Source organism: Pseudoalteromonas sp. OANN1, assembly GCF_024124685.1.
Lineage (GTDB): Bacteria > Pseudomonadota > Gammaproteobacteria > Enterobacterales > Alteromonadaceae > Pseudoalteromonas > Pseudoalteromonas piscicida.
In genome coordinates, this window is the sequence record NZ_JAMXSE010000004.1 from 26539 (window position 1) to 42931 (window position 16393).

Below are 16393 nucleotides of genomic sequence, written 5' to 3' on the forward strand. Positions count from 1 at the left end.
TATTATAAAACTTCAGCGAAGTAGCAACCAAATGCACCAAGTGTTAGTACATTTGCGCTTGCCGTGCCACTTAGGTGCTTCAGCTCACACTGCCTTAATGCAACTTCAGGAAGTGTCGCGCTTTGCTGAGTAGCTGCTAAGTTGAATGCGCACAGCAATGTCTGGGTTTGTGTTTTACGGTAAAAAGCTAATACTGGCTCTGGGGTATCAATAAACTCAATGTCACCTGTTTTTAGTGCAGGTTGCGCATTTCGCCACTGTAGGAATGCTTGATAATAGCTGAGCGTTGAATTGCTATCTACAGCTTGTTCGTCTACTGCTCGTAGAGCATGTGCTTCAGAAACTGGTAACCAAGGCTTAGACTCTGAGAAGCCAGCATTGGTTTTTGCCTTCGTCCACGGAAGCGGCGTTCTACAGCCATCACGGCCTTTAAAGTTTGGCCAAAAGGTAATGCCATATGGGTCCTGCAACTCTTCGAAGGCAACGGCGGCTTCGCCAAGTCCTAGTTCTTCGCCTTGATACATACAGACGCTACCGCGCAATGAACCGAGAAGGGCGGTGAGCATTCTGACCTGTGTATTGTTTACCTTGCCATCTACACTCCAGCGACTTGCTACCCGTTCTACATCGTGATTAGCAAATGCCCAACATGGCCAACCTTCGGTCATGACTGACTCTAGGCGAGAAACCGTTTCTCTGATGTACTTTGCACTATAGTCGTTAGTTAGGAGCTCAAAGCTATAACCCATGTGTAGCTTGTTACCATCGGCCGTATACTCTGCCATTGTTTGCAAAGAGTCTTCTGAGCTTATCTCACCTAAGCTAACTGTGCCTGGGTATCTATCTAATAGGGCACGGATCTCTTCCATGAACAGTAAGTTTTCAGGTTGCGTATTGTTGTAATAATGGTACTGAAAAGCATAAGGGTTGTCTTCGCTAAAGCCACGACCTTGACGGAGTTCAATAGGTTTAGCTGGATTATCCCTAAGCTGCTTGTCGTGAAAACAGAAGTTGATAGCATCTAGTCTAAATCCATCAACGCCTTTTTTAAGCCAAAATTCGACGTTGTCTAGTACGGCTTTACGTACTTCAGGATGATGAAAGTTCAGATCCGGCTGCTCAGTTAGGAAGTTATGCAGGTAATATTGGCAACGTCTAGGCTCCCACTGCCAGGCAACACCACCAAAAATGGATAGCCAATTGTTTGGTGGACTGCCGTCTGGATTGGCATCGGCCCATACATACCAATCTGCTTTGTCGTTTGTTTTGTCTTCACGACTTTCGACAAACCACGGGTGTTGATTTGAGGTATGACTAAGTACCTGATCAATAATGATCTTAATATCACGATTATGTGCTTCGCTGATAAGCGTGTCAAAATCGTCGAGTGTACCAAACATAGGATCGATATCGCGATAGTCGCTAATGTCATAGCCAAAGTCTTTCATCGGTGACTTAAAAAATGGTGAAATCCATACAGCATCAACACCAAGCGATTTAATATAATCTAGTCGCTGAATAATACCCTGTAAGTCGCCAATACCATCTGCATTACTGTCCTGAAAGCTACGCGGATATATTTGATAGATAACCGCGCCTTTCCACCATTCATTATTTGCCATGCACTTTCTCCAGGCTATGTGCGTGTTTGTTCTTTGGCAGTGCTGAGTATCAAGTAAATACTATGCTAGGCACTTTCACCACTAATTTTGCCAAAGAATACGTCATGCACATGGGGCTGTAAAAAACCTGCATACGTATGCAGGTTTTGTTGGGTAAATTTATGATAAGTCATTTACATAATTTTATTTTATAAAATAAATTTACCAATATTGGCCTTTAAAAAGGAATAACCAGATAAATAAAGCTTTTCGAGAGAGAGTTTTTGGTAAGACCAATTCAACTTGGGTATGACTAGTGATGACATGTTGAGGATATTTTGATGCTCAGTCGACAATAATAGCCCATGAAAGTTAAGATTTAGTGAAATTAAAGCAGGAAAATAAATGCGGTCGGTCTTATGACCTTAACTAATAAAAATATATATTTATCATAAGGTTGGGTTTTATTCCTGTAAAAAGCCTGTAAATTTCGTTGAAATGCACTAGCTTTGAATACGTATGCATAAAGTTGTTTACAAATTTAATCAGCCGCTAGTATTTGACTGACAACAACTGTGCTCGTTTGTTTTTTCATCAGTTTGCACGCCTGATGAACAAATCGCACAATATAATATGGTTAATTGGGATAAAACATTATGTCTAAGTTCAAACCGAGTATGCTAACGCTTGCGCTGATTGCTGCGGGTGTGAGCCATGCTGCTCCTGTTGAAGATAACACTGCTAATAATGAAGAAAATAACGTTGAGGTGATCGAAGTTCGAGGTATCTCGCGCAGTATCATCGCCTCAATCGATAAAAAAAGATTTAGCGACACCATTGCAGAAGTAGTTGATGCTGGAGACTTAGCTTCCTTACCTGACGTGTCAATCGCTGACTCGCTAAGCCGTCTACCAGGGATCACCGCGGTAAGAGCAAGTGGGCAATCTTCGCAACTTAATATTCGCGGAATGAACGGCGACTTTATTCAAACCACATTAAATGGACGTGAACAGGCGAGCACCAGTGGGTATACCGCAGGTAGTCGCTGGATTTCATTCGACCAATATCCGTCAGAATTAATTAATCAAGCCGCAGTGTATAAATCACCAAAGGCATCGCTGATTGAAGGCGGTGTTGCGGCTACGGTTGAGCTTAAAACAGCAAACCCTCTCGATGCTGAAAAAGAACATAATTTTAATTCTTCGGTAAGATATTCCTACAATGATGCAGCGTCAGATGTAGGCGCGGATTCAACAGGCGAACGTATTAGTTTTTCATACCGAGGTAAATTCCTAAATGAGACACTTGGATTTGCTATTGGTGGGGCGTATCTAAACCAACCAAATAACGCAATTGATATCTCAGCGCATGCTCCTACACGCTCTCAAGATTTTGATGGTGATGGTACTGAAGAGCGCTCGGTCAATGGCTTTCAATATCGCTCAGCCAAAGGCAGCGATGAAAGACTTGGCCTGTTAAGCACCTTGGTGTATCAGCCAACAGACGCATTCAAAGTCCAATTTGATTATTTCCATTCTAAGTTTGAATCGGAAGATAAAAAGAGCGGCTTAAATATTGAAGGATTCTCAAAAGATATTAACTCGTTGTATACGGTTGACAATGCAGTTGTTAAAGATGGTTTTCTAGTCGCTGGGGATGTAACTATTACGGATCCCAATGGCCCATGGGTTGAGATGCGCTCTGAAGACCAATCAACGGACTCAACCACCGACAGCTTTGGCTTAAACTTGCAATATACGACAGATTCGTGGGAATTAAAGTTCGACTGGGCTCATAGTGAAGGGGAAAAAACGCGTAGAGATATGATTGCTTCAATGCATGCATACGAATACGGTACCTCTACACTGGAAGATGGAACATTAGTTAACACCTGGCAAGAATTAAGAAATCAAACGTTTTCTTTTGAACAAAGAGAGAAAGACTCACCACTGTTAACACTTGGTAATGGGTATACCGACCTATCTAATATGCGACTGGGTGACTGGGAACAATTCCCTCACAAGTACACAGATGAGTTAGATAGCGTTAAAGTTGATTTTAAATATTTTATTGAGAACAGCTTTATTTCTTCGATTGAAGTTGGTGCGCGTTGGTCTGATCGTGAATTTACTGATCAACGCTCGACATTTAGATGGGGCGCACGCGAAGGTCAAAACGGTTATCAGTTACCGGATGGCACTATCGTCACGAACAAAGGCTGTGAATTTAATGATCAGAACCACCCGTGTATTCCTCACGATTTGACGGGATATGTTTCGGTTAGAGATACTCGAGGCTTCCAATACTTGGAATTAGACCTTGAAGGTATCGCTAACGAAGTATTTGGTCCGGGTAATTATGAGGCGCAACAAACTTGGGGCCACAATTGGACGCTCATTGAAAGTGGAGCTGTTCGAGAAGAAGTATTAGCCGGTTATATTATGGCAAATATAGATACTGAAATTGCCGACATACCAGTGACGGGTAATTTTGGCGTTCGTGTAGTAAGAACTGATACGAAATCAATAGGCATTCAACAGATCCAAGGCGATGAAGTTGGTGACTCAATCATCGATGACAATGGCGTTGAAAGAACCGATTATCGTCATGTTAATTATGGTCCTGAGTATACAGACACATTGCCTTCACTAAACCTCAATTTCAGAGTGAGTGACACAGACCAAATTAGGTTCGCAGCTGCAGAAGTTATTGGCCGTCCACCTGTCTACCAGCTTAGAGGTGGTGCAGGTTCTTGGGCTGACACCGCAAATGATGGTACTAGTCCTCGTTATAATGTGTGGTCCAAAGGTAACCCAAATTTAGACCCGTTTAGAGCGACTCAAATTGATTTATCTTATGAGCGTTACTTTGAAGATGGTGGTGCTTTTGTTGCCGCTATATTCTGGAAAGATATTGAATCTTTGATTGAAAGTATCACTTATCAAGAAGGTGAAGTTGACTGGGCTGATATTGGCCTAGAGGTTCCTGATGGGTTCGTTGCAGGTCAATACCAAACGACTCAGAACAATGATCAAGGTGGATACATTAGAGGTATCGAGCTTGCCTATACCACGATGTTTGATAATTTACCGGGCGTCTTTTCAGGCTTAGGTTTTAACGCTAACTATTCATATACCGAGAGCGAAACAACGGTAGATGGCGGTGGTAACTTCCCTGATCAGCAATTGCCACTCCCTGGTCTATCAAAAAATGTTTGGAGTGCGACGGTATTTTGGAACATAGACTCGTTCACAACACACCTGAATATCCGTTACCGTGATGAATATGTATATGAAGGGGCTTCACCAGGGGGCTCTTCTCTAGCTTGGGCTGATGAATATACTGTGGTTGATTGGCAGGCATCGTACAACTTTGAAAATGGTTTAGAAGCCGTCTTACAGGTTAATAACCTAACTGATGAGTCAAATACCACTAATTATGGTACTGCACTTGCCACTGGTGAGTACAAAGAGTTTGGTCGCCAGTATTATTTAGGGTTCAACTATAGCTTCTAATTAGTCGCAAGCATCCATGGCCACCAAAGTAACACCTGCTTTGGTGGCTTTTTTATAATCGCTCACAGTGTAATGAGTGGTTATCATCAATTATCTTAATTGATATGTTTGTTTCACTTTCAATACGTGGTTTTTAATAGAGTAAAGGTGCGAAGGCGATGAAAAGTCAGAAAATAGTGATTTTAGGTGGTGGAACTGCAGGTTGGATGGCCGCAAATATGATGGCAAAAAGCTGGGCAGATAAAGCGATAGAAATCACTGTGGTTGAATCTTCTAGCATCGGGACTATTGGTGTTGGTGAAGGGTCTACTCCGCAGTTCAAAGGATTTATGGACTATTTAGGTATCTCGGAAGCCGAGTGGATGCCGGCTTGTAATGCGACCTATAAAAATGGCATTCGGTTTATAGATTGGTCGACAAAACCTGGGTTTTCTAGCTATTTTCACCCATTTCCTGCACAACCTGACGACTACAGTGCACCGGCTTTTTTTCATAACAGCTTTGTTCGGCGTAAGGCGATTGACGTAGAGGGCCACCCAGACCATTTTTTTTTAGCGACTCACTTGGCTGATTTAAATAAATCCCCAATTGCTGCAGAAAGCTTCCCGTTCGAAATTAATTATGGTTATCACTTTGACTCAGCTTTGCTTGGCCAGTTGTTGGCTCGCAAAGCGGCTGAGTTTAATGTAAAACACCTTGATGCAACAATTACCGACGTTCGAAAACACCTTGATGGTGATATTGCGGCACTGATAACGTCTGATGGTACAGAAATCTCTGGTGATATCTTTATTGACTGCTCGGGCTTCAAAAGTTTACTGCTACAACACACTTTAGGTGTAGGTTTTGAGTCATTCGAGTCCAATTTATTTAACGACGCTGCGGTCGTTATACCTACCAAGCAACTTGATACAATTCGCTCCGAAACACAATCTGTTGCGCGTCAATTTGGGTGGTCTTGGCACATTCCACTGACTAACCGTATCGGTAATGGTTATGTTTATAGTCAGCATTACTGCGATGCGGATCAAGCCGAAACCGAGCTAAGGGCTGCTTTGGGTTTGTTGGACTCAGAAGTAGAAGCTCGACATATAAAAATGAAAGTCGGGCAAGTTAAAGCGCACTGGAGTAAAAACTGCATAGCGATTGGTTTATCTCAGGGCTTCATAGAGCCATTAGAAGCAACCGCTTTGCATATAGTCCAAGAAACCGTTCAAAGTTTCATTGAATGCTACCAAGATGCGGGTTTTACCGATGGTAACAGAGATAAACACAACCGCGCTTTGAGCGAACGGTATCAGGCTATTCGAGACTATATCGTCGCTCATTATCGTGTGAATAGTCGCACTGACACCAACTACTGGCTTGATAATGCCAACAATAACCACTTATCGCGGTCACTCTATCAAATTTTACAGACTTGGGTTTCTGGTAACAACTTATCGGATGAATTAGTTCGCCAAAATGTTGAGCAATATTACCCTTCAGTCAGCTGGCATTGTTTATTGGCAGGTTATGGTATCTACCCAGAACAAGCTCAGCTTAAGTCAGGCAATGCCTTAGCAAACCAACATAACATTGAAAAAGTGAATGACTTCATCAGGCGATGTGGATTGAATTTTAAAGATCACCGAATGGAGCTAGAAAGCTTTGTGGCAAATGTTCACAAGTAACTTGGTATTTATCGTTATAAATAAAATCTAATTAAGGGTCTCGCTGAATACATATGTAATGGGTTCAGTACGTTCGTTTACGCAAGTAGACTCTTTTAAAACAGCATTATGACAACACTATGAAAAATAAATCTCTACTATTGGCTGTGTCAGCGCTTTTGGGTGGTGCAGTAAGTTTAAGCGGCTGTGGCCCCAAGCCAGTTGATAAAAAAACCGAACAAATGACATTGCAATCGGAAGTGGCACCAGTGAGCAAACCCGTTGTTTATCAAGTCTTCACAAGGCTCTTTGGCAACACCAAGGCAGTGAACAAACCTTGGGGAACGCTAGAGGAAAACGGAGTAGGTAAGTTTTCTGATTTTACTCCTACGGCATTACAACAAATCAAGGCGATGGGTGTGACCCATGTTTGGTATACCGGCGTGCTCCATCACGCAGTAGTGACGGATTATAGCAAGTATGGGATCAGCCAAGATGATCCTGATGTTGTAAAAGGCAGAGCGGGTTCACCTTATGCAATAAAAGATTACTACAACGTTAACCCTGATCTTGCGAACGATCCTTCTGCGCGACTGGCTGAATTTGAAGCCTTAATCAAACGTACACATGACGCCGGCTTAAAAGTGATCATTGATATTGTGCCAAACCATGTCGCTCGTAACTATGAGTCACTCGGTGCGCCTAAAGGAACTGTTGATTTTGGCACCAATGATGACACGCAAGTTGTATATGCTCGGGACAATAATTTTTATTATGTGGTTGGTGAGGAGTTTACCGTACCAACGAGTGAAGGCTATCAGGTGTTAGGTGGTGGATCTCATCCATTGGCGGATGGCAAATTTGCAGAAAATCCAGCAAAGTGGACCGGTAACGGTGCTCGTGCGGCAAAGCCTGATATTAATGATTGGTATGAAACCGTCAAAGTGAATTACGGTGTGAAGCCTGACGGTAGTTACGACTTCGACCGCTTGCCAGATGACTATGCTCAGCAAGATTATCGTGCGCACTTTGAATTTTGGCAACACAAGCAATTGCCAGATAGTTGGTACAAATTCCAAGCCATTACCCACTTTTGGTTAGAAAAGGGTGTAGACGGTTTCCGTTACGATATGGCGGAAATGGTGCCAGTAGAGTTTTGGAGCTTCCTAAACTCGTCGATTAAAACAAAAAACCCTGAAGCTTTCTTGCTTGCAGAAGTCTATAACCCCGCTTTATATCGCCCGTATATCAAGCAAGGTAAGATGGATTACCTCTACGACAAAGTGGGTTTCTACGACACCTTGAAGGCGTTAATGCAAGGCAAAGGTAGTGCCCAAGCTGTGTTGGATAGTCATCAATCGGTAGCCGATATTGCCCCACATATGTTGCACTTTTTAGAAAATCATGATGAGCAGCGTATCGCAAGCCCTGAATTTGTAGGCGATCCGCTAAAAGGTAAACCCGCTATGGTGGTTAGTCACCTGATAAGCACAGCGCCATCGATGATCTATTTTGGACAAACATTAGGGGAAGACGGCTCTGAGCAGGCGGGGTTCGGCAGTCCAAGCAGAACCAGTATCTTTGACTATATTGGTGTACCCGAACATCAAAAATGGATGAATAACGGGAAGTTTGATGGCGCGCTTCTTTCGGATGAGCAAAAGGCGCTTCGTAATTACTACGTCAAATTACTCAATCTTGCAAAACAGCCAGCGATTGCGGCTGGTGAATACCAGCAAGTCACCCTGAGTGCTGAGATGCCAAGCAATGCTGAAACAGTTATGGCATTTGGCCGTAAATTAGGTCAACAAAAGTTGTTGGTCGTGAGCAACTTTAATGCAGAACAAGAACAAATAGTCACCGTAAATCTGCCTAAAGAGTGGCATGGTGTTTATAACGATATTTTAGCGTCACACCCGACTTTACAATTGCAACCAACAACATATGGCGAGCACGCCAACGCAACAATTGCGCTAGCGCCGCTTGCCAGCGCGGTTTATCAAGTAGAGAAGTAACCTATGCAACAAGAACAACAAAAACCACAACTCAGTTTTTGGCAGATATGGAATATGTGCTTTGGGTTTCTTGGGATCCAATTTGGTTTTGCACTACAAAACGGCAATGTGAGTCGTATTTTTCAAACCCTCGGTGCCAAGGTCGATGACATCCCTATATTATGGGTTGCAGCGCCCTTAACGGGTTTAATCGTGCAACCAATTATCGGCTACTGGAGTGATAGAACATGGGGAAAGCTTGGGCGTAGAAGACCATTTTTCTTGTGGGGGGCTATTCTCACCACGCTATCGCTTTTCATCATGCCCAATTCTCCAACGCTTTGGATTGCGGCGGGTATGTTGTGGATCATGGATGCGTCAATCAACGTCACAATGGAGCCGTTTAGAGCATTAGTAGGCGATAATCTGAATGAAAAGCAACGTGCTACAGGTTATGCGATGCAAAGCTTTTTCATTGGTGTTGGTGCCGTGGTCGCGTCTGCGCTGCCTTGGATGATGACCAATTGGTTTGAGGTGAGTAACACAGCTCCTGCAGGACAAATCCCTGACTCGGTAAAATACGCATTTTACTGGGGGGGAGCTATCTTGTTCATCTCCGTATTGTGGACGATTCTAAAAACGAAAGAATATAGCCCTGAACAACTCGCAGCCTTTGAACAAGCGCAAACGAATACGCAAAGCGCAACACTGTCAGACTTACCTGTGAACTTTTTAAAAGGCAGTGCGGTGAGCGGTTTCATTGGCGTTATTGTGTTGCTTGCCGTTGCACTTCTTGGCCTTGAAAAAGAGCTTTATTTGCTCAGTGGGCTGCTTATCGCTTTTGCAATTGTATTTGTCATTGCGCATGTGATGCAGCAAAAACAGCGTGTAAGTAATGGTTTTTATCATGTTATTTTTGACTTGTTTACGATGCCAAAGACCATGCAGCAGCTTGCTGTGGTGCAGTTTTTTAGCTGGTTTTCGCTATTTTCCATGTGGATCTATACCACCTCAGCGGTGACGAGCTATCACTATGGCACGTCAGATGTAACGAGCAAGCTTTATAACGACGGTGCTGATTGGGTCGGGGTGTTATTTGCAGCCTACAATGGCTTTGCTGCTATTGCTGCGATGCTGATCCCATTCATGGTTAAGCGCATTGGTCTCAAAGGGGCACATGCAGCTAACTTGTTTTTTGGCGCCGTGTCTTTAATTAGCTTCAAATTTATCGCTGATCCCACATTACTTTGGTTGCCAATGGTGGGCATTGGCTTTGCTTGGGCATCTATTTTGTCATTACCTTACGCGATGTTAAGTAACGCTTTGCCAAGCAACAAAATGGGTGTATTTATGGGGATCTTTAACTTTTTTATCGTGATCCCACAATTACTCGCTGCCAGTATTCTAGGTCTAATTCTGCGTCATGGTTTTGATAACCAACCGATATTCGCACTCGTCATCGGAGGCGTGTCATTTTTACTCGCTGCATTAGCTGTTTCAAGAGTCACGATAAAGGCTCAATAAGGAGAACGAGATGATTAAACTATCAACAATCGCACTTGCCTTGGTAAGTGTTGGCCTCATGGGTTGCGGATCACAGCAGTCTGGCAATGAAACCCTGACAGCACCAGGTGCGCCTGGCGTTAAACCTTATTGGTCATATTCTGGAAAAACGGGGATTGGTACGTCATACGAAGCGTACGAAGACGGCAAGTACAGTAATTCTACGGCTACAAAAGCAGTTTCAAAGGTATGGTTTTCTGTTGCAAAAGGGATGATCACAGAGACCATGTTTGGACTTATTCACCAAGCGCAGATCAAAGACATGCAATTTATCATCGTGGGTGACGGCTTTGCAGTGAAAGAATCTGATACTGACGCTCTAGATGTCACGATTGACTATCTTTATAAAGATGCGAGTGGAAGACCGTTATCGCTTGCTTACAAAATTTTAAGCAAGGACAAACAAGGTCGCTTTACTCTTGAAAAGCATATTTTCACCGACCCTGATGGACAAACCTTGTTTGTAAGAGCAAAAGTAGATACTGATCTCAAAGATGTACAGGCTTTTGTGAACGTTAATCCATACGTGAATAACAATGGCTTAAACGATTTTGCAAAAGTGACAGAGCAAGGTTTGCTAGCATGGGAAGGTAAGAACTATCTCTCATTGCAGAGCAAAACCGGTTTTGTTGAAGCATCTGTCGGTTTTACTGGCACCAGCGATAATTTAGCGGCACTTGAGTCTACAGGACATATAGCTCGGGCTTATGCGTCTACAGGCAAAGAAAGTGGCAACGTTAACTGGTTGGCAAACTTAGGGCAAGTAAAGGGCAGCAGCACCTTTGATCTTACCTTGAGTTTTGGTCATTCTCAGCAGCAAAGCTTTGCTGAGGGGGCAGCCACATTAGCCAAAGGTTACGATAAGGTATTGGCTGATTATAATGGCCAAGGCGAAGCGACGGGCTGGCAAGATTATCTTGAAAGTTTAGCGCCACTAAAGTCCATGACGGCAAATACCGCAGACAACGGCAAGTTACTTTACACTAGTGCGCTTGTGCTTAAGGCGCAAGAAGATAAAACCCATGCCGGTGCGCTGATAGCATCGTTGTCAAATCCGTGGGGTGACACAGTGCCAGCAGAGCAAGGCCATACAGGTTATAAAGCAGTATGGGTGCGTGATTTTTATCAAGTAGCGATGGCATTTTTGGCGATGGGAGATACGCAAACAGCACTCACTGCTTTTGAGTATCTAGAAAAAGTGCAAGTTACGGATAAAACACCGGGTAACCATGGTGATACCGGCTGGTTCTTACAAAAAACGCATGTAGATGGCGAGCTTGAGTGGGTTGGTGTACAGCTTGACCAAACGGCAATGCCGATTATGCTGGCATGGAAACTATGGCAAGCGGGTGGGCTAAGCGATGATAGACTGGTTTATTGGTACAACAAGATGTTAAAGCCTGCGGCTAACTTCTTAGTTGAAGGGGGACTGGCTAAAATATTGTGGAATGACACGCAAATCACACCGCCTGCGACGCAACAAGAGCGTTGGGAAGAGCAAAATGGCTATTCACCATCGACTACCGCGGCAATCATTGCAGGACTGGTGACGGCGAGCGACATTGCTAAATTGGCTGGTGATAAAGCGGGACAAGAGAAGTTCCTTGCGACGGCGCAGCAGTACAATCGTGATGTTGAGTCATTCATGTTCACAACCAAAGGTAATTTGCAAAGCAAACACAGTGACGGTCAATACTTCTTCCGTATTGGACAAGACGAAAACCCTAATTCCAGTACGACCTTAAATGCCAATAATGGCCGCAGCGGAATGGATAAGAAGCAGATCATCGACGGTGGCTTCTTAGAACTTGTGCGATACGGGGTTAGAGGGGCTGACGCTCCGAGCATCGTGGCTACTATACCTGAATACGATGATGAATCGATAGCTGAAAACTTAAGAGTAAAATATAGCTTTAAATTTGACGGCGATGTTAATAGTTATCCAGGGTACCGCCGTTACGGTAACGACGGTTATGGTGAAGATGAGAAGCGCGGTATCAACTATGCCGAAAATGGTCAAAATACCGATGGCCAACGCGGTCGAGTGTGGCCTTTCTTTACCGGAGAGCGTGGTCACTATGATATTGCGCTGGCGCTGCTTGATGGTGAGTTAAGTGCGGATGAACAGAGCAAAATACAAAATACTTATGTGAAGGGGATGGAGCACTTTGCTAATGAAGGCATGATGTTACCTGAGCAAGTATGGGATGGTGTGGGTAAAAATACCTTTGGCTATCAACTTGGCGAAGGAACGAACTCGGCGACGCCTTTGGCCTGGACACATGCTGAATACGTAAAGTTAGTGCGCTCTCTTAATGGAAAGCAAGTATGGGATCACTACCCAATCGTAGAAAGTAAACTGAAATAACAAACAGTAAGTAAACACATAAAAAATGCCGAAGATGAGTTCGGCATTTTTTATTCGATTCTGTTGAAGATCTAGCTATCGCGAAGATTGTCTAATAATAAGTTTGGGCGGCAAGAGGGTAGAGGCTACCGCTTCACCTCGGATAAGCGTAAGTAAGTTATCGACCAGCATTTGTCCTGCCAATGTGGTGTTTTGCTGCACAGTAGTTAAAGAGGGAGAAACATAACCCGCCGCGGCAATGTTATCAAAGCCAACGACATGGACATCATGAGGGACGCGAACACCTGCTTCTTGAAGCGCCTTAATCGCGCCAATAGCAATGAGATCGCTAGCTGCGAAAAGCGCGTTAAATTTAACATTGTTGGCGATTAAGGAGCGAGTCGCATGATACCCTGAGTCTTCTGTGGAAATCGCATTTGCCATCTTACGGTCGCTCACCTCAATACCCTTTGCTTTAAGGGTGTCTCTAAAGCCTTTGAAGCGCGCAAAAAATTCTGGGCTGTGATCCGAAGCATCACCAATAAACGCACAATCTGTTCTGACCATGTCAATTAAATGCTTTGCAGCCAATACACCACCACCGTAATTGTCGCAGCTCACAGTGAGGTCTGGACGGTTATCAACCGTTGCCCCCCAACAAACAAACTTTGTGTGGTTGTCGAGTAGAGTTTGTAACTTTGACTGGTAGTCGATGTAATCACCATAGCCTAGTAAAATTAACCCGTCAGCACGGTGACTATCCTCATAATCGGCATGCCAATCACTGCTCGTCGATTGGAACGATACTAAAAGGTCATAGCCTTCTTTTGCGCATGCTCGGGTAATACTGCCAAGCATACTTAAAAAGAAAGGATTAATTTGCGACTCGTCTTCTGTGGGATCTTCAAATAACAGCAAAGCCAATGTACTGCTTTGCTGCGTGCGCAGATTACTCGCGTTTTTATCGACCTTATAGTTAAGCTTTTTAGCAATCTCATGAACGCGACGACGTGTTTCTTCGTTAACCAAAGGGCTATTTCTTAGGGCGCGCGACACCGTAGATTGCGAAACGCCAGCATAATGGGCGATATCAAATGAAGTTGCTTTACCTTTCATGTTCTTCTCAACGCTTAAGACAGTGACATTGTCAGCCATTCAATTTTTTTTTCAACCAATTTCACCGAATTTGCAAATTTTTATTGATACAGTCTGACACCGGTGTCATAATGTCGATGTTTTATCATTTTGTTGTCAAAACGTATTTGGCTGCCCTATGCCAAGGGCAGCATTTTTTTACCAAATTAACAGAATAACAGGTAAAAACAAAAGCCAAGGCGTGCAAATTTTGGCGAGTTGAGACAATAAATTGCAGGACGTGTGCTGGCAGCCCTGATGTTAGCCCAAGCATAATCGCAGTGATAAAGAGATAATAATATGAGCCAGACAACAAGCCATTCATCCGTGCCGTTTGAGCCGATTGTCGTTGCCGACATCGGGGGAACAAACGCCAGATTTGCAATCGTGTCAGATTTCGATACGCGAACTAATCATTTTGTAATTACGCATCAAGCCACTTTTCCTAGTGCTGAATTCCAGTCTTTTGAATCCGCTATCCAAAAATATTTAACTGAGCTACCTGTAGCGCAGCCAAGCCGAGCTTGTCTCGCGGTTGCCGGTCCTATCAAATCTCAGCAAGTTCATTTAACTAATTTAGGTTGGCATTTTAATTCCGAAGACATCAAAGCCCAGTTCGATTTTACCGAACTTGCCGTGATCAACGACTTTGCTGCTTTTGCCTATGCGGCGCCCTACTTAGCACTAGAGAAAAACCTAGTGATTAAGCAAGGTCAGCCTGAGCTAGGCGCAAATATCGGTGTAATGGGTCCTGGTACTGGATTTGGTGCGGCTTGTCTTGCTAGAGATATTAATGGCAGCGCGGTGATGAGCTGTGAAGCGGGACATATCTCGCTCGCACCGGTTACCGCCTTAGACAAAGAACTGTTAACGGTGCTGCGCGCAAGTATTCAACATGTCTCAGTCGAGACGGTGTTTTCAGGCCCGGGTATTGCGAGACTCTACAAAGCCATGGCAGAAGTGCGTGGTGAGCAAGCAAAAGATCTTAATGCGGCGCAGATCAGTGCGCTTGCGAAAGAATGTAAAGTGTGCGATGCAACATTGAGTCACTTCTGTGACTGGATGGGTAGTGTGGCTGGCGATTTAGCACTGACTTTTGGTGCCTTAGGTGGTGTTTATATAGGTGGTGGGATCTTGCCGCGGATGAAAGAGCGATTACAAGCAAGTAGCTTTGTTGAACGCTTTACCGAAAAAGGCATGATGTCACAGTACACAAGCCAAATTCCAGTTACTTTGGTGGTACAAGATAATATCCCACTGATTGGCGCAGCAGCATGTATCCATGAGCGACGCCGAGCTTAAGGGAAAATCGATGAAAAAAGTAACTATTAATAGCGTTGCCGAATATGCCGGAGTGTCTAAAAAGACAGTATCTCGGGTATTAAATAACGAGCCAAATGTTAGTCCTGCAACACGGGAAAAAGTCCTGAAGGTCTTTGAAGAGCTGAATTATAAGCCTAACCCTATTGCACGAGGTTTGGCACAAAATCGTAGCTTTATCATCGGTTGTTTATACGACAACCCATCAAAAAGCTATATCACGCGAGTGCAAAGCGGTGCGCTGGAAGCGTGTCAGAAACATAGTTACAATTTATTGATACATCCTTGTGAGCTGCGCGGCCAAGACCTTATCGACAATGTTGATCAGCTGCTTACCACATCGAGACTTGATGGTATTGTGCTTACTCCGCCATTTTCAGACTCCAACGAGCTTATTGCTTTTTTAAAGCAGCGTAATATTCCCTATGCACGCGTTGCTTCAGCCATTGAAGGCGATGATTCGATTTCAATTCGCAGTAATGATGAGCAGGGTGCTTTTGAGTTAACTGAGCATTTGATTAATTTAGGTCATACCGAAATTGCCTTTATTAAAGGTCACCCTGATCACAGTGCCACAGAAAATCGTTTCTCTGGTTACCAAAAAGCACTAGCAAAGCACGGTATTGAATATCGAGAGCGGTTAGTTGCAGAAGGTAACTTTAGTTATCACTCAGGTGCAGACAGTGCAAAAGCCATATTGGACTTAGAGCCAAGACCAACGGCTGTATTTGCATCGAACGACTACATGGCTGCGGCCGTGTTAAAACTTGCTACGCAGCGAGAGATCAAAGTACCCGAGCAGCTATCTATTGCTGGGTTTGATAACGCACCTATCGCAAGGCATATTTGGCCGGGTCTGACGACGATAGCACAGCCTGTGGAAGAAATGACTCGGATAGCGGTAGAAGAGCTGATTAAGCATATATCTCAGCCGCAAGAAGCACCGTTTCAGCAAGTTTTAGAAGCTAAACTCATTACTCGAGAGTCGACGAAAGCGCGCTCGAATTCATAACTTTTTCAATTTTTATACTTGCCCCAAAGCTCAACGCTTAGCCGTTGGGCTTTTTATTTTCGCAGCTACTAGGGAAAACGTTGCGGACTAGATAAATGCGCAGATTTATGTCGTGATTATCAGGCTCGCTTGTCCATCGATTAAAGGTCATGTTGCCAAGTTTAGGCTCATTGATAACTTCACTATCAAATAATGACTTCGCTCAATCATTAATATTAATCTTTTTGTCATAATAATTACTAATAAAATCAGTTA

9 protein-coding genes are annotated in these 16393 nt (G+C 43.8%); 7 read left to right on the forward strand and 2 right to left on the reverse strand.

Annotated elements, in window-relative coordinates; translation table 11 throughout:
• Positions 1–2: 2 nt before the first annotated feature.
• On the reverse strand, positions 3–1622 hold the full coding sequence (locus NH462_RS04920; RefSeq protein WP_253104522.1) for an alpha-glucosidase family protein: 1620 nt from the start codon (positions 1620–1622) through the stop codon (positions 3–5).
• Positions 1623–2257: 635 nt separating this feature from the next.
• On the opposite strand from NH462_RS04920, the gene NH462_RS04925 reads away from it, so the two are divergent.
• The 5 genes from NH462_RS04925 (at position 2258) to NH462_RS04945 (ending at position 12693) form a co-directional block, all read left to right on the forward strand.
• The gene (locus NH462_RS04925; protein ID WP_253104523.1) at positions 2258–5116 is read left to right on the forward strand and encodes a TonB-dependent receptor; all 2859 of its coding nucleotides are present in this window, start codon (positions 2258–2260) and stop codon (positions 5114–5116) included.
• A gap of 158 nt (positions 5117–5274) precedes the next feature.
• Positions 5275–6789: a tryptophan halogenase family protein gene (locus tag NH462_RS04930; RefSeq protein ID WP_253104527.1), complete on the forward strand. Its 1515-nt coding sequence runs from the start codon at positions 5275–5277 to the stop codon at positions 6787–6789.
• Between the two features lie 119 nt (positions 6790–6908).
• The gene (locus NH462_RS04935) at positions 6909–8783 is read left to right on the forward strand and encodes an alpha-amylase family glycosyl hydrolase (protein ID WP_253104530.1); all 1875 of its coding nucleotides are present in this window, start codon (positions 6909–6911) and stop codon (positions 8781–8783) included.
• A 3-nt stretch (positions 8784–8786) separates the two neighbouring features.
• Positions 8787–10286 (forward strand): MFS transporter, encoded by a 1500-nt coding sequence (locus NH462_RS04940; protein ID WP_253104534.1) that lies wholly within the window; start codon positions 8787–8789, stop codon positions 10284–10286.
• Positions 10287–10296: 10 nt separating this feature from the next.
• Positions 10297–12693, forward strand: coding sequence for a glycoside hydrolase family 15 protein (locus tag NH462_RS04945; RefSeq protein WP_253104536.1), 2397 nt, complete (start codon positions 10297–10299; stop codon positions 12691–12693).
• A gap of 75 nt (positions 12694–12768) precedes the next feature.
• Here NH462_RS04945 and NH462_RS04950 read toward each other — a convergent pair whose 3' ends face one another.
• On the reverse strand, positions 12769–13788 hold the full coding sequence (locus tag NH462_RS04950) for a LacI family DNA-binding transcriptional regulator (RefSeq protein ID WP_010378014.1): 1020 nt from the start codon (positions 13786–13788) through the stop codon (positions 12769–12771).
• Between the two features lie 318 nt (positions 13789–14106).
• Between NH462_RS04950 and glk the strand changes: the two genes are divergently transcribed.
• Both glk and NH462_RS04960 read left to right on the forward strand, forming a co-directional pair.
• Complete coding sequence (gene glk, locus NH462_RS04955) at positions 14107–15108, forward strand: glucokinase (RefSeq protein ID WP_010378016.1); 1002 nt, start codon at positions 14107–14109, stop codon at positions 15106–15108.
• 10 nt (positions 15109–15118) lie between these two features.
• Positions 15119–16138 (forward strand): LacI family DNA-binding transcriptional regulator, encoded by a 1020-nt coding sequence (locus NH462_RS04960; protein WP_010378018.1) that lies wholly within the window; start codon positions 15119–15121, stop codon positions 16136–16138.
• Positions 16139–16393 lie beyond the last annotated feature (255 nt).